The sequence below is a fragment of the Legionella rowbothamii genome (genome assembly GCF_900639985.1).
Taxonomy (GTDB): domain Bacteria; phylum Pseudomonadota; class Gammaproteobacteria; order Legionellales; family Legionellaceae; genus Legionella; species Legionella rowbothamii.
This window is the reverse complement of sequence record NZ_CAAAIM010000004.1, coordinates 133849-156643: the sequence shown is the minus strand read 5'-3', so window position 1 is coordinate 156643 and position 22795 is coordinate 133849. Positions and strand designations below refer to the sequence as shown.

The window sequence follows — 22795 nt, the reverse complement described above, 5'->3', positions numbered from 1 at the left end:
ACTAAATGCTACAATATTTGAATTTAAACCCTTACAAGTACTGTTATTACACAGCTCAACAGAATAACCAGAATACAACCCTGGAAGTAAGGAATTACCAAGACTTACTTATAAACCTACTGTTCCATTATAACGGTACTGATCATTACCATACTCCCCCAGTAAACCAAAGGCCCAAATATCCGATAGCCTTTTAACATATTGTGCTGTTACATAAGTGTCGGTGAGATCACTATAGTTCACACCTAAATTCAGTGGTCCGGTTAAACCCAATTGCTCACTGCTAAGAGCAAGATTAGCAGGCGCATCCACCTGCGGCACTCCATTATTAGATATTAGGTCGAAAAGAGGATGAATTTATTGTTGTGTTTCCAACATTCATTATGGGAGTCCTTCCCATAGAAGCAGTTCCTTGAATACCAGCTCGAGCAAACGCATTAAAAAACATTAATCCAAACGCTACAGTCCTTTTCAGAGTTTCAACATGGATAGATCCATTGAATTTTTGATTAAACACGTAGAATATTAGTTTTTCAATTAAATTCAACAAGATCTCTTATAAAGAATATTAAAATTTAATATTTGTTGAATTAATTAAATTCTCCTGAATTGGTATAAATTATATACAAAATAACCTTTGTTTTTAAAAATAGTCTATACTTATGTCGCAGAATTATATTTTCTTTAATCTTTTATTTAAAAAAATTGACATCGAGAACCCACTTATTACAATAGATGATGTACTGTAATGGATAAATATTAAAAATAAAATAAGTTAAGCCAGTTTTATCATTAATATTTAATATTCCTTCCATGTTAGAATTTGAATTTGATTTGAATAGAGAACTTTATAAAATTGTCGGAGAACGCCTTAAAAGCGTAAGGATGCAGTTGGGTTTTTCCAGGCGCGAATTTGCAGATAAGTGTGGTTTTTCTGCTGCAACACTTCAAGCGTGGGAAGACGGTAGGTATCCTGTACCCAAAAAAAGCATGGTCAAATATGTAAAAACCTTATTTGATTGCGGGCTGATCACATCTCCAGAATGGTTTATAAATGGCGAGGGGCTACCTCCGAGACCAATTAATAAATTCTCGCTCAATTCCATTGCAGAAAAAGATGCTATTCTGCGAGAGATTAATTTTTTTGAAACAGAAAATAAAAACCCTATCATTACGGTAATTACCGATGACTCTATGCAACCTTTTTATGCAATTGGAGACTATGTTGGTGGTAAGTTAGTTCCTGTGGATTATGCAGAACGCTATATCGGTACTTTCTGTATTGTTAAGTTAATCACTGGAGAAACTCTGGTGAGAAAATTAAGGCCCAGTTCAGAAGAGGGTCGTTATAATTTGATCTGTACTAATTTAGACACAACGTCAACTTCACCCTTCTTACTCAATTGTGAAATTACTGAATTAGCTCAGGTTATTTGGCATAGAAAAGTGGAAGTATCCCTAGAATTAGAGTAGTCCTTAAAATATGGAAGAAGTAGATGTCATCATTGTTGGTGCAGGGGCAGCAGGCCTTATGTGTGCCATTGAAGCCAGCAAACGCCATCGAAAAGTACTGGTGCTCGATCATGCCAATAAAGTCGGCAAAAAAATCTTAATGTCTGGTGGTGGCCGTTGTAATTTCACTAATTATTATATTGAGCCTGAGAAATACAACTCCCACAATCCCCATTTTTTTAAATCCGCCCTATCACGATATACACAATGGGATTTTATTTCACTCGTTAAAAAACACTCCATTTCCTTTCATGAAAAAACTCTAGGACAATTATTTTGTGACCATAAGTCAAAAGACATTGTCGACATGCTCTTAAAGGAATGTGATAAAGCTGGAAGCAAAATCCAATTACAAACCAGTATCGAGAAAATTCAAAAAAACGAACACTTTAAACTGCATACCACAAAGGGAACATTTCAGTGTCAATCATTGGTTATTGCCAGTGGTGGTTTATCTATTCCCACTATGGGGGCCAGCCCCTTTGCTTATAAAGTGGCAGAACAATTTGGCATAAAGGTGTGGCCCACTCGTGCAGGCTTAGTCCCCCTAACCTTAGATGTTACGGAAAAGGAAAAAATAGCCTTACTTTCTGGAGTTAGTGTGGATAGCATTGCCAAAAATGAACGTATTGAGTTTCGCGAAAATACCCTATTCACTCACCGTGGTTTAAGTGGTCCCGCAATTCTGCAATTATCCTCTTATTGGCATGCAGGAGAATCGATTGATATTAATCTGCTCCCCGAAATCAATCTGTTAGAAACATTAAAAACCGCAAGAGCCACCAGCCCTCATAAGCAATTAAATTCCGTGCTAGCCAATTACCTACCTAAACGAGTTGTTGAATTGTTCACTCCTTCGCCGCTGGCAGAAAAAAAACTGGCCGATTTAGCGAATCGCGATTTAGAACAAGTAGCAAATCAAATTAATTCATGGCAGATAAAGCCCAATGGCACAGAGGGGTACCGCACTGCCGAAGTAACTATTGGTGGGGTTGATTGCAATGCGGTTTCCTCAAAAACCATGGAAGCTAATGAAACTCCTGGACTTTATTTCATTGGTGAAGCATTAGATGTTACCGGGTGGCTGGGTGGTTACAATTTTCAATGGGCCTGGTCTTCAGGATGGGCTGCCGGACAAGTTGTGTAGAGCCATGTCACCTCTAACTCAGTGAGGACGTTTCTCAATATGAAGTAAGTGCCATAAGTAAATGTACTGCCACCCTTCAGGAAGTCCCTCGTCGTAAAATCCTCAGGATACCATTGGCAACATCGGAGGAGGTGCAGTAAGTTACCTCACCCGAGTCATCAAATAAATCCCCAGCACGGCAAAAAGAAATGTAGGACCTAAAGCTGCTAATGCTGGTGGTAATTGGAATACAGTGCTTACTGGGCCAAAAAAGCGGCTTAATATATGAAAACCGAATCCAACTGCAGCACCAACCAATAACTTAGAACCCATAGTCGAGGAGCGTAAAGGACCAAAAATAAAGGGAATCGCCAAAACCATCATCACCATCGTAGTGAATGGTTGCACTATTCGTTGCAGAAATGCGAACTGATAGGTATGCACATTCTGATGGCTACGTTTTTGCTCGCGAATATAACGATTTAACTCATGTAAGGTCATTTCGTCGGGATCGATACTGCTAATGGTTAAGATCTTAGGTTTTACGGGAACATCCCAGGGAATAGTGGCAAAAGTCTGTGCGTTCGTACTGTCCTCATTAAACTCAGTTTGTTGCACATCATAAGCCATCCAGGCTTGGCCGGTATATTTAGCTTCACGAATAAAACGAGCTACTTTTAGATGACGCTGCGCATCGAAACGAAACTGATAAATATCATGCAATACATAACCAGGTAAAACCTGACCTACCGAAATAAAATCATTATTATTACGTAACCAAAACCCTTTTGACGTTCTTAACGTCTGCCCCCCACTCACTGCTGCCGTTTTATAATCATTGGCATAATGAGACAGAAAGGGAATAACCGTTTCTCCCATAATAGTAACGAGTACAATCAAAAGAACGGATGCTTTTAAAACGGCTCCGGTGATCTGCAATATCGATTTCCCTGAAGAGCGCATCACCACTAATTCACTATGATTAGCCATAATACCTAAGCCAATCAAGCAACCTAACAAACTAGCCATAGGGAAGAATAAATAGACTTGATAAGGCATCTGCAATAGAACAAAAAAAGCCGCTTGCATAATCCCATAATCAACACGCCCTAAATCCCCAAGCTGATCAACAAACAAAATAAAAATCTGTAACCCGACCAGCATTAAGGTAACCATCCCAATGGACATAAGAACAGTTTTTGCAATATAACGATCTAGAATGTTCATGCTAATTTCACCTGATTACGCCAGATTAGGAATAATCCCAGAGCCGCTACGAGTAGATGAATCCACCAGAGACCTATCCATTGAGGGACCGCTCCCGAAACCACAGCATTGCGCCCAATGAACATCAAGTTGGCATAGAGGATGTAAATAAGAATTGCCGGGAATAATTTAGCATATTTACCCGATCGTGGATTAATACGACTCAAAGGCACCGCGACTAAGGTGAGTGTGAGCACCATCAAAGGTACTGACAAACGCCATTGCAATTCCGCAGCCTTACCCCGATCCGTATTATTCAATGGCCATAAACTTGCGGTACTGAAGGTACGCAAATCATCGCTTATTTTGACAATTGGGTGCGGTAAACGCGCTTTATATTCGCCAAATTCTGCAATTTGATAATTGGCGTGTCCGGGAGTTCCTTGATACTCCTTGCCGTCTTGCAAGATAATATAGTCCTCTCCTGTTTTTGCGTCAGTTTCCGCATAGGCTTTATCGGCCCATAAGACATCCCAACGAGTCTTTTCCTTTTCCGTACTTCGTTTTGCCAAGAATACTTGTTCAGCCTTTGTATGATCGCGGCTCATTGATTGCACATAAAAAACTTGCTGCCCATCATTAATCGCATGAAATCGCCCTGGCATTATTGTTTGCACTAACGTTTGAATGCCCGTAGTACGTAATAATTTGGCACGTTCTATATAAATATACGGACTCGCCCAGATCATCACAGCAGCGACAATAACAGCAACGAATGATGCCATAATAAAGCTGTGCTTTAACAATTGGCCCGAGCCATAGCCACAAGCTCTTAATACGGTCATCTCACTTTCGGCATACAAACGCCCATAAGCGACAAGCATGGCAATATAAAAGCCTAAGGGAACCAGCAAGCTTAACAAGGTTGGTAATTCGAGCATCATTAATTTCATAATAATAACCCCGGGAATGCTTCCTGAAGCAGCCCGATTTAAATATTGAATTAATTGATTACTCAAAAAAATTAAAACGAGTATGGATGTTAGCGCAATCAAAGTGACAAACACTTCTTTAGCTAAATAACGAAAAATGATCACTCAATGCCCCTGTATCGAGGATATAAACAGCCCTTTGTAAATAGAAACAGCTTCCCTGATAAAAGATACATTGTAACCTCTTGCCCGCAACTAAAAAAGTTTTTTCTTTGAGAGGCTGTCCCCGATTGGGAAGATCTAACCAGCGCAGCTTGGTTGCAGGCAGGCTTAATAAATTAGCCCACATGGGCAAACAAAAAAGGAAAAACCTTAGACTATAATTCAATTAACTTATTTTAAAAACGCTCGACAAAGAAAAAAACATCTTCATCAAAATTCTGTGGAAGTCGGGGCTCAGCAAAAACGATATAAAGCGTTGGAGACCATGATGCGTGTTCTAATAACTGGCGGTGCAGGATTTATAGGTTCGAATTTAGCAAAATATCATGTGCAAAAAGGGGATGAAGTTATTGTTGTTGATAATCTATCAACCGGCAGGATGGAAAACATCAAAGCATTACAACAAGAACCAGGCTTTACCTTCTACAAAAAAGACTTACTCAAATGGAAGGGACTTGTTCAAGCACTTGTTGGTGTCGATAGAATCTATCATATGGCTGCAGTCGTTGGCATGTTTCATGTCTTAAATCACCCAGTTGAAACTTTAAAATGCAATATTTTTGCAACCTTAAAGCTCATGGAAACCATTCTTTCTCTTGAGGCCAAACCCTTAGTAATCATCGCATCCAGCTCTGAAGTCTATGGTAGTCAACATAAAACCATGAGCGAACATACCCCATTGATTATTGAAAGTAGTATCTCCAGTCATGCTTCATATGTAATTAGCAAACTCACTGATGAATCAATTGCCTTAGCTTTTTGGCATAAGCATCAAATTCCAACCATTGTTCTACGACTATTTAACACCGTTGGGCGCAATCAATTATCTCGATATGGCATGGTCGTACCCCGATTAATTAAACAAGCACTGCATAATGAACCAATTACGGTTTTTGGCGATGGTACGCAAAAAAGATCCTTCTGTAATGTGGAAGATTCGGTTAATTTAATTGATCGGCTCGCCAATAATCCAGCATCTCTAGGAGAGATTGTGAATGTTGGTTTTAATGAAGATATAAGCATTAATACCTTGGCAAAAAAAATTAAAAAAATTTGCAAAAGCCAATCGCCTATTACACATATCCCGTTTAGTGAGGTTTATCATAATGATTTTATCTACATCGCTGATCGCAAACCAGACCTCAGCAAATTATTGAAGCTGACCCACTATACTTATAAATGGAATATAGACACAACCATTGCAGATGTTGCAGCCTACTTTAAACAAATAGGTATAAAATGATAATTACTTACTTAGGACATGCAGGCTTTTGTGTAGAAACCACATCAACTATTATCGTTCTAGATCCTTGGCTATCCCCCTTGGGCGCTTTTGATTCTTCCTGGTTTCAATATCCCAGAAATCACCATATGGCCAAATATGTTATTGATTTATTTAATAAAAGCGGAAAAGAAAAATACATCTACATTAGCCATGAACACAAAGACCATTTTGACCCTGCTTTTTTAAGTTCGCTAAAAAATAGAGACTTCTCCATTATTTTGGCGGAGTTTCAGCATCCCATAGTCAAAGATGAGTTAATGCAAATGGGTTATCAATGTAAACAAATCATTGAATTAAAGGATAAGGAAAATCTGGTTTTTCAGGATGGCTCCAACCTCACCATGTTTGTTATTGATTCAGAGCTTGAATGCGATTCTGCCGTCCTCATCAAAGCAAACGCTAAAACATTTCTAAATATTAATGATTGTAAAATTAACGAGCGTTTAGAAAGCATAACCAAAGAATATGGACCAATTAATGTATTCGCAGCCCAATTTTCCGGAGCCATTTGGCATCCAACCTGTTATGACTATGATCTACTCACCTATGAAAAAATTTCCTTAAGCAAAAAAACAGTGAAATTTGAACTAACGGCGCGAGCTATTGAAACTGTAAAACCAACTTTTTATTTTCCTTCTGCAGGTCCTCCCTGCTTTTTAGATCCGATGCTTATCCATAAAAATTTTGAGCCGATTAATATTTTTCCCCGGGCTCCTGAACTCATTGAATTTTTAAATAAGCGCTGCAAAGATTCACACACAAAATGGCCAGAGTTAATGCCAGGAGATACTTTAGATGTTGTGACATCCCACTGGATTCATTTAGCACCTAATCGACTTAACGATGCGGAGTTTTATCAAATTGTACAATCCTATGCAAATGATTATAGTGATTATTTTTATAAGCGTGAGCTTGAAAACCATAAGATAAATCCACAACAAGTTTTTTTAGCGTTACAAAAGGACCTAGAGGAAAAAATAAAATGCTTAAAATTAGTCCATGAGGAGGTTACGGTCCCCCTCTATTGGAAAATTCAAGATTATGATTTGATGTATCAAGTTAATTTTAAAGACAAAACCTTAACCATAGTCAAAGCCATCCTGGATACTCATCATTATTACCTAATTGAAGCCCCCGCCTGGCAAGTACATAAGGTACTGCAAAAAGAAATCAACTGGCCTGATTTTGCATTGACCTTTAGGGTAAAACTATCGCGTAAACCCGATTTGTATAATACGCTAATTCATGGATTTATTACTTTAGATGCTAACAGTATTGGCAGACTGTGTGAATTAATGAAGTCTTATTTAGAGCGTCGCGAGCGCATCATCGTTCATTATGAAGGAAAGCAGTATTCTATTTTAAGATATTGCAAACATCAGGGAGCAGATTTATCGCAGGGCTGGATTGAAAATGGCTGCTTAGTTTGTCCAAGACATCGTTGGCATTATGACTTGAAAGATGGAGGTAAATGCATCACCAACCTAACGAGTATCGAAGCAATTTGCCTGGATGCAAATAAAGAAAAAAAATAGAAAATACTTCTCGTTGACAGTAATTTTATTGCCATGCAAAATGATTGTAAGACGTTGTACACCTTCTGGGTATGTAAATTTTGTCATTGCGAGGATCGTAGTGGCGAAGCAACTCAAAAACTCGAGGCACGGAACCCTAGGTTGCTTCACTTTGTTCGTAATGAAGACAATTTGTTTTACTCTGCGCACACTTGCAAGACAGCTAGCTAGTACACGTGAGGATACTTGTGTTTTATGAAAACATTATATTACATCGCATCGTTAATGCTTTTTTTAACTACACAAGCCTTTGGGCAATTAAGTGCCGCCGTTTTTTATGGGGAAAAAGTACCCGTTACAGAATTATGCATGCGCAATATTGTCATCGTAGATCCCTATTCCGATTTTAATCCAAAAGACTATTGCAACTCGATAAGTCAAGCGTTTGCCTATGTAAGTCTTGGCGAGGTGGCTTTAAATTCTCCTTATATAAAAAAAATTCATCCCGAATGGATCATTGGTAAAAATGAAGCCTGGAATAATAATAACGTCTTAGATCAAACGCAGCCCGAATGGCGACAATTTTTTTTGGACCAGTTGATTGAACCGTTGTGGAATAAAGGATACCGTGGATTTTTCTTAGACACGCTCGACTCCTACTATTTAGCAGTTCACGATCCTAAAGGCCAACAAAAACAAATTGCGGGTATTATCAGCCTAATTAAGGAAATAAAAAAACGCCATCCCGATGCCAAAATCATCCTAAATAGAGGTTTTTTCTTATTGCCGGAAGTACGCTCCGATGTGTACGCCGTACTTATTGAATCTCTTTATAATGCTTGGCACCAAAACAAGAGGAAATATGAGCCGACCCCTGCGCCAGAACGCGCGCAACTGCTTACCGAAATCAATAAAATTCGCGCAATGAATTTACCCATAATCATTGTTGATTATTTGCCTCCAGAACAAAAAGATAAGGCGCCCTTATTGGCAGCTCAATTGGAACAACAAGGATTTATTCCTTGGATTGCAGATAGTTTATTACAAGAAATTTATATTAAAAAATTCCCCCAATTTACCCGAAAAATTTTAGTAGCCTTTACTGATGACACAAAACTACCGACACGCTTTAGCGCCTCCTTACAATTTATCGGTCCCATATTGGAGTATATGGGTTATGTCCCAGAATACCTTAACCTAGATCAACAACCCCACTTACCCGAAGGAAACTTACAAAATCAATATGCCGGCATTATTTTATGGATTGATAGCAATAAAGAAAGACCTTATCTATATGATTGGGCATTAAAACAAATTGCTCATAAAATCCCCTTAGTTTTTTTAAATAAGTTCGGCATAGACAATGCGCCAGCACAGCTAACTAAATTAGGCTTAATCCTTGGTTCAACCACCTCATCAGATAAAAATTTAGTACCAACCAAAATGAATAGTAACTATGTGGGGTTTGAAATGGCCCCACCAATATTTCCCTATGCATTTCTAGCCTTACGCGCGAATTCAAGTACCGTTTTGTTACAAATGAAAGGTGAAAACCAAGAGACAGAGGATGCAGTTGCAATTACTCCTTGGGGTGGCTATGCCTTAGCACCCTATGTAGTTCAATATATGCCCAATTATAAAGCCAAATGGGTTATTAATCCCATTAACTTTTTTCACGATGCCTTACGTTTAAAAGATATTCCTGTACCCGATACCACAACCGAAAACGGCAGAAGATTAATGATGGTGCACATCGATGGTGATGGCTTTTCTTATCCGGCAAAATGGGTTGATGGGCGTATGGCAGCAGAAGAACTTCGCGATAGGATTTTAAAAAGATTTCCAATTCCTACCAGTGTTTCAGTAATTACGGGAGAAATAGCCCCTAATCTCGCCCAGCCAGAGAGCGCCCCCAAATTAATTGACATAGCAAAATCTATTTTTGCACTCCCCTGGGTAGAAATAGCCTCCCATAGTTTTTCCCACCCATTTTTTTGGCAACCCCAAGATAAAACACTCTATGCCTTTGGCGAGGCACCATTGGGGATTAAAACAACTAATTATATTTTTAACCTCGCTACAGAAATAACCGGATCCGTCGACTTTATTAATAAATACCTAGCTCCTGCAGATAAAAAATGTCATTTATTTTTTTGGTCGGGTTTAAGCGAACCCTCTGAACAAGCCTTGGCTCTAAGCTATCACGATAAATTACTAAATATTAATGGCAACGGTTCATTCATTACGCATAACTTCCCGTCACTTACAGGAATCCGTCCCATGGGATTTCAGTTAGGGGGGTATTATCAGGTTTTTGCACCGATTAATTTGGACTTTTATTACATTGATGGATTTTCAGGCCCCTTATATGGCTATGAAAACGTCATTCAAACCTTAGAGCTAACCAATAAACCACGTCGATTTAAGCCCATTGATCTGTATTACCATATTTATTCGGCCAGCTATCCCGCAACTTTAGAAGCCCTAATAAAAGTTTATGAGTGGGCTTTAAAACAGCCGGTTATGAATATTTTTACTTCTGAATACATTAAAAAAGTATTGGATTATTATAAGCTTGTTATGGGTCAAAAAGATAATTTTTGGATTATTCATTCCAGTGGCAATCTACGAGAACTCAGATCATTAAATCACCTCGGTTATCCCGATTTAGAACACAGTACCAATGTAATTGGTTTTAAAGAAAATACCGAAGATCGATACATTCATTTAGGCCCAGGCTCGCTAACATTACTAACATACCAACAAGAAAAACCTACCCGACCTTATTTAGTAGAAGCTAATGCGCCTATACTCTCCTTTGCACGCAAGGAAAAACAACTTAGTATTCATTTTCAAGGGCATAGGCCATTAGAATTTACTATAGCTAATGTACAAAATTGTAAACTATCTTCAAATTTTGTATTGAAGAGTCAAGCTAATTCAGATAAAACAGTAAGCTACACATCAAAAGAGACAAATGATGAAATTCATTTTGATTGCCGATGAAGAAAATGCCGACAAGCTTTTTTTTCCTGTCTGGGAAATCATGATCTTTATCGTTGTAGTCAGTTTTATTTTTTACCTTCTTTTTCCTAGGAACTTATTGCAGAAAACCTTGGAAACTAAGGTCTCAGCACCCGTCGTACTCAATTATCTGCGGGCTTGGGAACAATTAGAGCCCGAAAATACAGAGTTAGCTTTTGCCGTCTTACAACAGGAAGCTAATTTAGGATTAATGAATGAAGCGCAAGCTAAATTAGCATTATTGAAAAAACGACCCGCGAATAGCGAAGCACAAGCCCAAATACAATGGATAGAGTATTTGATGTTGCGCTACAAAACCGACCATGCAAAACTTAATACCCAAAAGCGTATTGGCTATTTACAAGCCTTAAAACAAAAAACAGCTGCCTTAGCGCAATCACCGTTAAGCCCTGACCAATTAAAAACGTTAGCACTTGATAGCCAAGGAATTGCCCAAAACGCAGTTGCCTTAAAAATCTTTAATCGCCTAAAGGCGATGAATGAGCTAAAAACACCTGAAGACTTAGCGATGGGTGGAACTATTGCCATGGGAAATAATGCCCATGAAAATAGCGCAGAATTTTATAAAACGGCTTATCAACTAGCGACAAAGAACCTTGAAAAAAGAAAATATGCCCTACAAGTAATAAAAGTTCTGTGGGCAGGAAATAGATTAAACGAGGCGTTGGCTTTTGCAGAGCAATTACCCGAGGCCGTTATTAATGACCGTGATTTTTTATTGTATATTTCTCATTTAGCTATCGCGGCAAACCAGCCGAAAGTTGCTGAAAAATATGCTTTAAAAGCGCTATTAACTAGTGAAAATAAAAAACATGAATAGAACTAGTTTTAACAAGCAGAACGGCAACTTGCAACAGATGACTCCAAACAAAATAATGGATCATCTGAATGCAATATAATGCTCATAAATTAACCTACCACCGCCCTACTCGGAAGTTTCTTCATCGAACACGGGTTTTCGTCATTTTATTCTTTCTCTCCGTTAAGGGCTTTACTTCGCCACAAAGTCAACCAGCTAATTTATTGTCACCAGATATGCTGCAACAAATAAAAAGTATGCCCTATGATGACATGGTATTTAAAACTGCGTTTCAAAGCTTAGTCTACAACTCACACATCCAAGATGCCTATCAACTTGCATTAATTGCTGTAGCAAATCGCCCCCAAGATTTGTCATGGCATGAAAAACTTGCCCAAACTGCTATTTGGGTGGGCGATTATAATACTGGCTTTAAAGAGTGGCTATATGTTGAAAAAGAAAATCACAATATTGAGACCATCAAATACGTCATTTCTATAGCTAAAATTCAAGGCTTTGATCAGGTATTAGTTACCTCGCTTCGTTTGTTCTTGGAACAAAATCCTAATGATGTAAATGCACAAATAGATTTAGCTAATGCATTGAATCGATTAGGAAAGCCACAGAAAGCTTTAGCTGTTTTAAGTAAAATCCCCACCAAGGAAGCAAAAGAAACTGTTGCCCAAATTTATATGGACTTAGGTCAATGGGATAATGCCTTAAGTGCATGGCAATCATTGGATAAACATTATGGACCAACGATAAAAAGTGTCATGACTGAAGGACTTATTCATTATTCCCGCTCACAGTTTGCTGCGGCTGTAAACATTTTAAAATTAGGTATTCCCATAGCAAAATCTGAAGATACGGAGTTTTGGCAAACCCTAGGTGATCTAGCCTGGTTAATCAATGATACATCAACCATTGCTGTTAGCTATTCACATGTTTTGAATTCATCTTCAAATTTGATTCGCCTTATTGGTTTAGAAATGGAGCGCAATCCTCAAAAAGCGTTGAACTATAGCCTCCTCGGTTGGCAACGTTATAAAAATGATTTTTATCTAAACTCTATCCTCTTTTCAGGACTGAAATTAAATCAGTGGCAAACATTAAATACCGTATTAATGAACTTGCCTGAAAAGCAATTACAGCATCTGTCACAAAACAAATTATTCTGGGAAGTGCAAGCTGCCTATTATGCCTATATGGGGGCACAAGAATCACAAAGAAAAGTATTAATCCAAGGCCTAAAGTTACATCCCCAAATGCTCAACCTTGAAAGTAGCCTGCTGTGGTCGCTCATCACTAATGGCGAAACCTTGTGGATAAAAACGGTAATGGAAGATATTTTTCAACGAAACCTCATGAATAACGAAGAGCTGTGGCATCCATTTGCTGAGGGATTTAATGTATTAAATCTTTATTTTCCTGCACTAGTGATGTATCAACAACATTTACTTACAGCTGAGCAACAAGAGCAAATACTCATTGATTATGCAGCCCTTCTTGAGCGAGCTCAATTATACCAAGAAGCTCAAAAAATGAGGGCTTTGATTTGGCAAAGATCTCTAGCTAAATTGGAGGCCAGATCCAAGGAGCGCAATCGGGAGTTAGTTCAATCTTTAGCACAAATAGCCCCTTTTTTCGTTTCTGGTACGGAACAAGCAATGTTATTTAATGCCTTAATGGCAGCATCTCCTACCAATGATGATGTGAATATATTCTTAAATTGGCTTGCACCACGCCATTATGATGAACTAATTACCTATGTGCAATGGACCTATTTACATGGTTCCTTACCGGATTGGGCCGGCATCAACCTCGCACTAAATAAAAATGATTTGCCCAGCTTACAAGCAATCATGGCGCATTCGGAAAAAGAGTGGCCACGCGCCGATCGAATTAATGCTGCCGTTCGCCTTGAAAATAAACCATTGGCTGTTAGCTTAGCATTTCAAGAACTCACTGAGCGCCCACAAGCACCAGACATTTATTCTGAATTCACTCAATATGGCTTGGAATTAGCCAATCATTGTAGTATTGGAGAAGAGTACGAACAATTTATTAATGTCATTGGTCCACGTACCAAGGTAGAAAGCAAATTACGATTGACCAACTCATTGCGCATCACCCCCTCCTTCAGCTTATGGCGTATTCGTTCCAATCAAGCGGAACAGATAACCAATGTACCTAATTACGATACTCATGCAAATGTCTCTTTAGAACAAACCATTCATCGAGGAACCATTCGTTATAACCTCGGTTATAGAAATGCTTTAAGTAGTTTTATCCCCGCCTCGATGGAACTTAATTATACCTTGGCGGGAAATTGGCAAGGAAACTTCAAAATCTATTATAATCAGGAAGATTTACAAAATTCCTATTTACGTATTGGGGGGGTACAAGATCAACTCAATCTGAGTGTATTACATCATTTAAGCAAACGTGATCTGTGGTCTTTAGAATTACAAGGATTAAACTATTACTCTCAAAACCGACATTACTTGGCAAATGGCTTTAACGTTTTGGGTTTATATCAACATAAGTTTTGGTTATCGTATCCTGACTACACTATTGGCGTGTTTGCTAATTCATACAATTTTTATAGAAATGGAAGTTTTGGTGGCAATGTAACAACATTATTCCCCGCATTAACACCAGAACAACTTGCAAATCCTGCTTTAGCAGCAAGTGCGATTAAATCCAACTATCAGCAATTAATTCCGAACTCGTATAATGAGGGAGGCTTAATATTTAGTTTTGGAGAGGGAGTCCAGGAATACAGCCACATCTTTCGCCCTTTTTTGTGGGCTAGTGTGTACTACAACACAATTACCGCATTATCAAATAACATAAGAGCAGGTGTTAATGGAACTATATTAGGGCGTGACTCTTTGCTAATCTATGTAGAACGCGGTTCGGCAGCGGCCACAACTAATGCAATTAATTATATGATTGGCGCTCGGTATATGATATTTTTTAGTTAAAAAACAGGAGTTTTATTGTGATAAAAAAATGGATTTTTTTACTGACCCTGGCTCTGCCTTTTCTTTTTGCATGCACCAAGAGTGTCGTCAATTACAGTTCATGCGTACCCATTAACCTGAATGAAAAGATAGCGGTCATTCCCTTTGTAAATAATACAGAGACCCCGCTTGCCGACGCCCGCGCAATGTCCATAACCGCCTCCGTTTTAGAATCCAAGGGCGTGTGCCACCTTGCGATTTATCAGAACAGGATGTCAGGAAAAGTCTTATTTCCAGGAATGAATCAGGTGGAATCAAGAGCTGCCCTACTCAAATGGGCTCGCCGCGTTCATGCACGCTATGCCATGACAGGAAACGTTAATGAATGGACTTATAAAGTCGGTCTTGATGGGGAGCCGGTTGTCGGTATCGCGCTGCAATTAATCGATCTGAAAACAGAGCGTGTTGTTTGGACTGCTGTAGGTAGTTCAAGTCGCGGCAGTCGTATTGCAGTAACTACCGCTGCACAAGATTTAATAAACTCATTGCTCAGCGGCTTATATCAAAGCAATTGTATGCGCGGAAAATAGCATGAACAATAAAAACACGCTGGCTGGATGGGGAGAGTCGTTAGTAATAACTATTTTATTTCTATCCGCTAGCGTGTTTTTGCAGGCCCCCCTTTCTCTATCCAGTCCTTTTCCATGGATATGGTTTGCTCCGGTATTAGTTGCCTTGCGTTATGGCTTATGGCCATCACAAATGAGTATGTTAATATTGATAGCCTATCATTTATATCTTTATCCTCAACAACTGCATCTGATTTCTTTTCAATTATTTGTTTTGGGCGGTTTTTTATTGACCTTATCTTGCGCGCTATTTCATTCACGCTGGGCCAAAAAGCTTATTTATAATGAACAGATCTCTGAATACCTACAAAAAAGGATACAAAATACCGCTTATGCCTATAAGGTGGTTTTATTAGCTTATCAACGCCTTGAACATAGTATTATTTCCAAACCCGTTACGGTGCGAAACTCCTTAATGGAACTGCGCGAGCTTTTAGCACGACAAGAAGATAAATTAAATCCTGATATTTTATATCGCTTTTTAAATATCATCTCATTTTACTGCTCCTTAGAAGTAGCCGGAATTTTTCCGGTAAAAAATAATAAAGTTCTTCCCGAGGCAATTACCACAATTGGTAAAGTTAAGCCGCTAAATCCAATGGATTTTTTGATTCACGAATGTCTTGATAAAAAAGCAATGACCTATATTTCCACTCAAGAAATATTAAAAGGCCACTGGACTGAATATTTGGTTGTGGCTCCTTTTTTTGATCAAAACGAGTCCATTTATGCCCTCTTAATCATTGAGGAAATGTCTTTTTTGAAGCTTAATGACGAAAACCTAGAAATACTTCATTTGTTTCTAGGCTATTTTGTAGCGGCTAATTTAGTTGAACATGCCCATGCTTTACTCGAAAAATACCCTGACTGTGACATCGACTTTGCCAATGAATTACAACGTCTATGCATGTTACAAAAAACAGCTCATCGGGACAGTGCTGTGGTTGCTTTTTGGTTTAATAGCCATCCCCATCAAGAAGAGTATTTATTCAAATTAAAACAAGAAACGCGGGGCATCGACACCCTTTGGGAAACTCATGAGAACGGTATTAAAATTTTATTAGTCTTAATGCCGTTAAGTAATCGTTTAGCAATAGAAAGTTATAAAGCACGTATTGAAGCTATTTTTACAAAGGAATTTAATATTAAATTAAATGAAGCAGAAGTTAAGTGTCATTCCTGCCTGGTATCCTCATTTACTACCCCACTTGAGCTGCTCAACGATCTACTGGGGAAAACATGATATTAATCGTAATGATATTATTTGGTGTTAGTCTCATAATCGAGCTTAACCTAATAGATTTAGCCTCGGAATCGCTTGTAGCCGCCCCCCTTTTTCCTCATTTTATCTCCTGCTTAATTCTTAGTCTAACCGCGCATTTTTTTTTAAAATCCTATTTTAAGCAGGTTAGTTGGAGTTTTTCAGTATTTATTTTCTTGCTGACTTTTTTCATTCCCATCTGGGGAATATTGATTGGCTTTTTTGTGGTATTTACCCTTTTTCACTTTCACAAGCAATTTTATAAGCATGCAGAAAGCTTAGATAACCGCATTAACATTCAACAGCTTAAACCCATAAAATCACTCTACGGAGAAGGTGGTGCCCTCAGAAACCTACTTCATAGCTCCAATCCCTATCAACGGACGGAAGCATTAATTCGATTAGGGCAATTTGCCGACGTTAATAAAATTATGTACCATCTTTTGGCTGATGAAGCAGATGAAATTCGTTTATTAGCTTTTAATATTTTAGAGCAACAAGAACGATTTATTTCTGAAGATATTGAACAACTGTTAAAATTATTAGACACTGATAAGCTTAGCGAAGAAATACGCGCAAAATTCGAAAAGAATTTGGCACTGCATTATTGGGAATTAGTTTATCGCCATTTAATCTTTAGTGAATTAGAGCACTCCATTATAGAAAAAGCGCTTTCTTATGCCTTATCCGCTTTAAGAATTTTACCAGAGGATGCTACGCTATGGGTGCTGTTAGGCAAGATATTTATCCGCTTGAAAAAATTTCCTGAAGCGGAAGAAGCCTTTAATAAAACCCTCTTCTTTAACGTGCCGCCTTCTCAAGTACTGCCTTACTTAGCGGAAATAAAATACAATCAACGCGATTATTTAGCAGTAAAAAAATATTTAGATTCAGATGTACTATTGGATGTCTCTCTTATTGCACCGGTTAAATACTTTTGGGACAAAAAATGAATCAATTAGAATTTCCAAAAGCTCAAGAAGCAGATATCTGCTTAATATTAGAAGGTACTTATCCTTTTGTTGGGGGCGGCGTAGCTCATTGGGCACGAGAATTAATTCGCGTATTACCACAATACAGTTTTGCAATTATATTCCTAGGAACAAGTGCTGATGATTATACTGGCTTTCATAGCTCTCTTTTACCGAATGTAGTCCATTTAGAAGCCCACTTCTTATTTGAAAAACAAGAGCACATCGATCATTCTAATCGGGATATTGATCCAGAAACAAAAAATAAAATTACCTCCATGCATCAAAAATTCGACAAGTTTATTCACGATCAATCAGATACGATGCCCGAATTATTTGAATTAATGGGGGATAAAGCCCACCTCAACAAAGATTTATTCTTACACTCCAAAACATCTTGGGATCTCTTGATAAAAAAATACAAAGAACAATATTCTGATCAATCCTTTTTTGATTATTTCTGGGGTATTCGCAGTCTACACCGCCCTTTTTGGGAACTAGCAAAGATTGTGGACAAGGTTCCCAAATTCAAAGTATTACATAGTGCCTCAACTGGCTACGCTGGCTTTTTAGGTGCGTTATTACAAAAGAAATACGAGATCCCACTCGTTCTTACAGAACATGGAATCTATACAAAAGAGCGGTGGATCGAGCTAATCAGTCACTATTTTTTTGAGAACGTCGTAAAAGAAAACTCCCCATTTTCCCGTAAAAGTGGCTTACTTGAAGTTTGGGTACGCTTTTTTAAAGTATTAGCAAAAATAACCTATAGTGCATCTAATCCTATTATCAGCTTATTTGAAGGGTATCAAGCACGCCAAATTGCAGATGGAGCTCAACCTGAGCGAACTCAAATAATGTCCTACGGCATTGATTTTACGCATTACCCCTTTATAGATAAACAACTTAATAAGACAAAACCCGTCGTTGCATTTATTGGGCGAGTAGTTCCAATTAAAGATGCAAAAACCTTTATCCGAGCAAGTGCCTTATTAATAAAAAAATTACCGCAGGTTGAGGCTTGGATTGTAGGATCATTAAATGAAAATAAGCATTATGTAGCTAATTGTAAAAAGCTAGTAGAGATGCTGGAACTTGAAGACAAAATTAAGTTTATCGGCGAACAGAAGATGATGGAAATTTATCCACAAATCGACCTGCTGTTAATGACATCCATTAGCGAAGGTTCTCCTTTTGTAATGCTTGAAAGCTTTGCTGTGGGTCTTCCTGTTGTTTCAACCGACGTGGGTGGCTGCCGTGAACTCATTGAAGGCAAAAATGAAGAGGACAAATCATTAGGATTAGCTGGTCGTATAGTGCCTATGGCAGACGCTGAAGGCATAGCCAACGCAGCGTATGAGTTACTCACGGACGAAAAAACATGGAATAGTGCTAAACATACTGCTGCAACTCGAGTGCGCAAATATTACAGTATGGATGAGCTAATCCAAAACTACACTTTAATTTACGATGCAGCGATAACACATGGCCGGAATTGGATTTGAATTATTAAAAATGTGGAAACAGGGCTCTTATCGGAGCATGTTAACCGCGTATAGTTTCACTGCCCTTATCGGAGCAGGGCCGGGACTTTTTATTATTTTCAGTCTAGGAATTATTTGTTTTTATTCCTTTCTTTCTACCGCCAATTTACTATTGGGCTATCAATTTTTATCCATAGTCACCCATCTTTTAGCCACAAGCATGATCTTAAGTGCTTTATTCCAGTATTCCTTCTTTCGTTTTATGGCCGACAAGATTTTCTCGATTGAATTTGATCAAATAACACCTAATTTTATTGGTGCTTTATTCATACAACTTTGTTTTAGCGTATTTATTTCAGTTCCATTAGTCTTTTATTTCTTTTTAGAACAAAGCCTCAGTATAAAAATTTTGCTTATCTCCTCGTTCAATATTTTATGCATGATTTGGCTTTCCATCGTTCTATTGAGTGGCCTAAAAGCGTATCGATTTATTATTTGGGGATTTGCTCTAGGCTATTACTGCATGATTGTTCTCTATTTTTTATGGGCGCGAAATGACTTAATTGCTTTCTTATTTGGATTCTTGCTAGCACAAGTAATTATATTAGGTTTTTTATTCTACGCAATTTTGGATTATTACCCAGCCAACGAGTGCATTAAATTTGATTTTCTAAAAAAAGAAAATCTTTATTTTACCTTGGTGTTTTCTAATTTTTTTTATGCCTTAGGATTTTGGATTGATAAATTTCTTTTTTGGTATCATCCTAATACAGGTTTTTTAATCTATCCACCGCTAAGATTATCCCCCCTTTATGATTTACCCATGTTTATTGCATACATTGTGGCGATCCCTGCTACTGCGATTTTTTTATTCCATATTGAAGCGAATTTCGCATTGGTTTATCCCCAATATATGAAAACAATTTTTCAAAGAAAACCCTTGTCGGAAATTGATGCAGTTCGAAATGAGTTAATACAGGCGGGTAGAAACTCTGTATTTAGCCTTTTTAAAGCGCAATCAGCCATGCTTATCATTGCGTTTCTCTCGATGAGCTATATTTTTCAGCAATTGGAAATTTTACCAATTTACCTTAATTTATTATTTATCCTTTTAGTTGCTGTTGGTTTAAATATCATCCTGTTCGGATTATTAAATATTTTATATTACATGACTCAATACCTACATGCGTTAATAGTCAGTCTTGTGTTTGCTGTATGCAACGGTGCATTTACGCTAATTTCGTTGTATGCAGGGCCTAATTACTACGGCTATGGCCTGGGATTTAGTTCGCTTATCGCAATATCCTGCGCACTCCTCTTTTTAAATCATAATTTTAAAAATCTTGAGTTCACTACATTTATGATGGTTGATTAGACATGCTAGGTGGATGGCATAGGCTATACTCCCATATATAATCCATCACCTAAGGATGGCAAAATGGGTAACTACTTGGTGACTGGCGGTGCTGGCTTTTTAGGCTCCCATCTGGTTGATTTTTTAATCGAAAACAAGCATGAAGTTACGGTCATTGACGATTTCTCTACCGGAAACTATGAGCATCCCCAAGCGAAAACGATTAAAACCAGTATACTTAATGAAGAACTCGTTCGTCCTTATTTTCAAAATATTGACGGCTGTTTTCATTTAATTGGTATTCCTTCGGTGATTATGACCATGGAGGATTGGTTTCACTTTCATGCAACGAACATGCAAGGAAGTTTAATTGTTTTTAAATTAGCCATTGAGGCCGGTAAGATTCCCATTGTGTATACCTCTTCTTGTGCTGTTTACGGTGATACCCCACACCTCCCCCTTACAGAAAACCAACTCGTGAAACCACTTTCATCTTATGGTTGCGATAAATTAGCGGTGGAGTTAAATGCTTATGCTTTAGGAAAAAACTACCAATTACCAACTTTAGGTTTACGCCTGTTTAATTTATATGGCCCAAGACAAGCTCCCGAATCGCTCTATTCAGGGGTAATCACTAAGTTTATTAATAAACTCAAAGACACCAAGTCTCCTATAATTTTTGGTGATGGTACTCAAACTCGAGATTTTATTTTTGTGAAAGATGTGGTCAATGCCTTGGTCAACGCAATGAGGAAAGTAAATACTGATGGCGGCGTTGTTAATGTATGTACTGGCAAAGGAATTAGTATCTCTCAATTGGCGCTTGAAATTGCGAAACTTATGGGGAAAAATATAAAACCTACCCATGCTCCCAAACGTTCCTATGATATTCTACATTCTGTAGGCAGTGTAGATAAAATGCACGCTTTAGGTCTTACAACAACGTATGATTTCTCTACTGGATTACAAGAAACCATTGATTTTTTCTTAACCAACACCCCCTAATACAGGATAAAAACTTCATTCAAGGCACCAGGGAATCTATTTCAGCATTACGCCTCCTCTTTACAATTCCATCGCAGATCACTACATAAATGTACAGAATACGCAAAATATAATCTATACTTCCTATTAAGATGAACGGCATACAAAAGGGATATTATGACGCAAATCGTTGCAATAATAGGAGTTGGGTATGTTGGTTTACATAGTGCGCTTACCCTTTCGAATGCAGGAATCAAAGTCATTGCTTTTGATATCAACCAACAACGCATTAACGAGCTGGCATGTGGCATTGACCAAAATATGGAAATTACAGATGTTCACACCAAGAATATTAATTTTACTCATGATCCTGAGCAATTAAAAGAGGCCAATTATTATTTAATCTCCGTGCCGACTCCCATAAACTCACACAAAGTACCCGATCTTCATCCATTAAAGACCGCATCAAAACTTGTTGCTTCTGTGTTAAAAAAAGGAGATCTCGTTATTTTGGAGTCAACCGTATTTCCTGGGGCGACTCGCGAGTTGCTAATCCCCATTCTTAATAAAAACAGTGGATTAATAAGCGGCACTGATTTCTTGGTGGGCTACACTTCTGAACGCATCGTTCCTGGAGATAAACGTTTGACCCAACTCACTACTTCAGTGCGGGTTATCTCCGGACAAAACGAAGAGGCACTAAGAAAAATAGAACAGTTGTATCAATTAATTCCAGAGATAAAAGTGCATAGTGCACCGAGCCTTGAAATAGCTGAATCAAGTAAACTTCTGGAAAATATCCAACGCAGTGTTAATATTTCCTTGATGAATGAATTTGCTCAGATAATGGATAAACTGAATATCCCTTTTCATGACGTCTTAGCAGCCGCAAAAACAAAATCAAATTTTCATCCATACACTCCAGGCTTGGTTGGAGGACATTGCATTCCCGAGGACCCATATTACTTAATTCACCAAGCCAGTACCTCTGATTGTATCCATAATTTAATAAGCTGTGCCTGTCAAACGAATCAACAATTTTATTATTTTATAATGAATAAATTAACCACGCTGCTCATTAAACAGAAAATCGTTGTGTCTGATGCCAAAATTGCTATTTTAGGGATGAGTTTTAAAGCAAATGTTAATGATATCCGTCACAGCTTATCAATTAATTTATACGATAATCTCAAATCTATGGGCATCAACGCCCTCGCCTGCGACCCATTAGTAATTCATGAAAAAATAGATATGGATTGGATTGATTTAGAAGAATTAGAACAATGCGATGCGATTGTGCTTTGCCAAGCACATGAAGAGTTTATTCAATTTGGCGTGCAAAAGATAAGTGATAAACTCGTTACCAATGGTGTGTTTATTGATATTCCTGGCGTCTATGCCCATTCTTCGGGGCTGAGAAAAGATATTCTTTATTGGGGATTATAGGTCTGCGATAGTTCAAAATGTGCCTGGTTGCTTGCAACCAAAGCACATCTTTTTATACT

At 38.1% G+C, this 22795-nt stretch carries 17 protein-coding genes; 14 read left to right on the top strand and 3 right to left on the bottom strand.

Annotation, left to right across the window (positions count from 1 at the left end; all coding sequences use genetic code 11):
* Positions 1-108: 108 nt before the first annotated feature.
* Entirely contained in the window at positions 109-312 is a 204-nt protein-coding gene (locus E1P08_RS08815) for a hypothetical protein (RefSeq protein WP_133136662.1), read from the bottom strand.
* 501 nt (positions 313-813) lie between these two features.
* Here E1P08_RS08815 and E1P08_RS08810 point away from each other — a divergent pair.
* Both E1P08_RS08810 and E1P08_RS08805 read left to right on the top strand, forming a co-directional pair.
* Positions 814-1473: a helix-turn-helix domain-containing protein gene (locus E1P08_RS08810; protein ID WP_133136661.1), complete on the top strand. Its 660-nt coding sequence runs from the start codon at positions 814-816 to the stop codon at positions 1471-1473.
* Between the two features lie 10 nt (positions 1474-1483).
* Entirely contained in the window at positions 1484-2659 is a 1176-nt protein-coding gene (locus E1P08_RS08805; protein ID WP_133136660.1) for a BaiN/RdsA family NAD(P)/FAD-dependent oxidoreductase, read from the top strand.
* Positions 2660-2800: 141 nt separating this feature from the next.
* Here the strand turns inward: E1P08_RS08805 and lptG are convergent, their stop codons facing one another.
* Positions 2801-3871: an LPS export ABC transporter permease LptG gene (lptG, locus tag E1P08_RS08800; protein WP_133136659.1), complete on the bottom strand. Its 1071-nt coding sequence runs from the start codon at positions 3869-3871 to the stop codon at positions 2801-2803.
* Complete coding sequence (gene lptF, locus E1P08_RS08795) at positions 3862-4941, bottom strand: LPS export ABC transporter permease LptF (protein WP_133136658.1); 1080 nt, start codon at positions 4939-4941, stop codon at positions 3862-3864. Before lptF ends, lptG begins: the two co-directional genes overlap by 10 nt.
* A gap of 322 nt (positions 4942-5263) precedes the next feature.
* On the opposite strand from lptF, the gene E1P08_RS08790 reads away from it, so the two are divergent.
* The 12 genes from E1P08_RS08790 (at position 5264) to E1P08_RS08735 (ending at position 22736) form a co-directional block, all read left to right on the top strand.
* Positions 5264-6241 (top strand): NAD-dependent epimerase/dehydratase family protein, encoded by a 978-nt coding sequence (locus tag E1P08_RS08790; RefSeq protein ID WP_133136657.1) that lies wholly within the window; start codon positions 5264-5266, stop codon positions 6239-6241.
* Positions 6238-7818: a Rieske 2Fe-2S domain-containing protein gene (locus E1P08_RS08785; protein ID WP_133136656.1), complete on the top strand. Its 1581-nt coding sequence runs from the start codon at positions 6238-6240 to the stop codon at positions 7816-7818. The genes E1P08_RS08790 and E1P08_RS08785 overlap by 4 nt, the downstream gene beginning before the upstream one ends.
* 234 nt (positions 7819-8052) lie before the next feature.
* Positions 8053-10803, top strand: a complete 2751-nt coding sequence (locus E1P08_RS08780; protein ID WP_133136655.1) for a bifunctional glycoside hydrolase/polysaccharide deacetylase family protein — start codon at positions 8053-8055, stop codon at positions 10801-10803.
* On the top strand, positions 10775-11662 hold the full coding sequence (locus E1P08_RS08775; RefSeq protein WP_133136654.1) for a tetratricopeptide repeat protein: 888 nt from the start codon (positions 10775-10777) through the stop codon (positions 11660-11662). The genes E1P08_RS08780 and E1P08_RS08775 overlap by 29 nt, the downstream gene beginning before the upstream one ends.
* Before the next feature lie 68 nt (positions 11663-11730).
* Positions 11731-14628: a tetratricopeptide repeat protein gene (locus E1P08_RS08770; RefSeq protein ID WP_133136653.1), complete on the top strand. Its 2898-nt coding sequence runs from the start codon at positions 11731-11733 to the stop codon at positions 14626-14628.
* Between the two features lie 17 nt (positions 14629-14645).
* Positions 14646-15197 (top strand): penicillin-binding protein activator LpoB, encoded by a 552-nt coding sequence (locus tag E1P08_RS08765; RefSeq protein WP_165485134.1) that lies wholly within the window; start codon positions 14646-14648, stop codon positions 15195-15197.
* Between the two features lies 1 nt (position 15198).
* Positions 15199-16479, top strand: a complete 1281-nt coding sequence (locus E1P08_RS08760) for a PelD GGDEF domain-containing protein (protein ID WP_133136651.1) — start codon at positions 15199-15201, stop codon at positions 16477-16479.
* On the top strand, positions 16476-17450 hold the full coding sequence (locus E1P08_RS08755; protein ID WP_133136650.1) for a tetratricopeptide repeat protein: 975 nt from the start codon (positions 16476-16478) through the stop codon (positions 17448-17450). Before E1P08_RS08760 ends, E1P08_RS08755 begins: the two co-directional genes overlap by 4 nt.
* Positions 17447-18973 (top strand): GT4 family glycosyltransferase PelF, encoded by a 1527-nt coding sequence (gene pelF / locus E1P08_RS08750; RefSeq protein WP_133136649.1) that lies wholly within the window; start codon positions 17447-17449, stop codon positions 18971-18973. Before E1P08_RS08755 ends, pelF begins: the two co-directional genes overlap by 4 nt.
* A complete protein-coding gene (gene pelG / locus E1P08_RS08745) occupies positions 18954-20327 on the top strand; it encodes an exopolysaccharide Pel transporter PelG (RefSeq protein ID WP_133136648.1) in 1374 nt (457 codons plus the stop codon). The genes pelF and pelG overlap by 20 nt, the downstream gene beginning before the upstream one ends.
* A 63-nt stretch (positions 20328-20390) precedes the next feature.
* Positions 20391-21311, top strand: coding sequence for an NAD-dependent epimerase/dehydratase family protein (locus E1P08_RS08740; protein WP_133136647.1), 921 nt, complete (start codon positions 20391-20393; stop codon positions 21309-21311).
* Positions 21312-21467: 156 nt separating this feature from the next.
* The gene (locus E1P08_RS08735) at positions 21468-22736 is read left to right on the top strand and encodes a nucleotide sugar dehydrogenase (protein ID WP_133136646.1); all 1269 of its coding nucleotides are present in this window, start codon (positions 21468-21470) and stop codon (positions 22734-22736) included.
* Positions 22737-22795 lie beyond the last annotated feature (59 nt).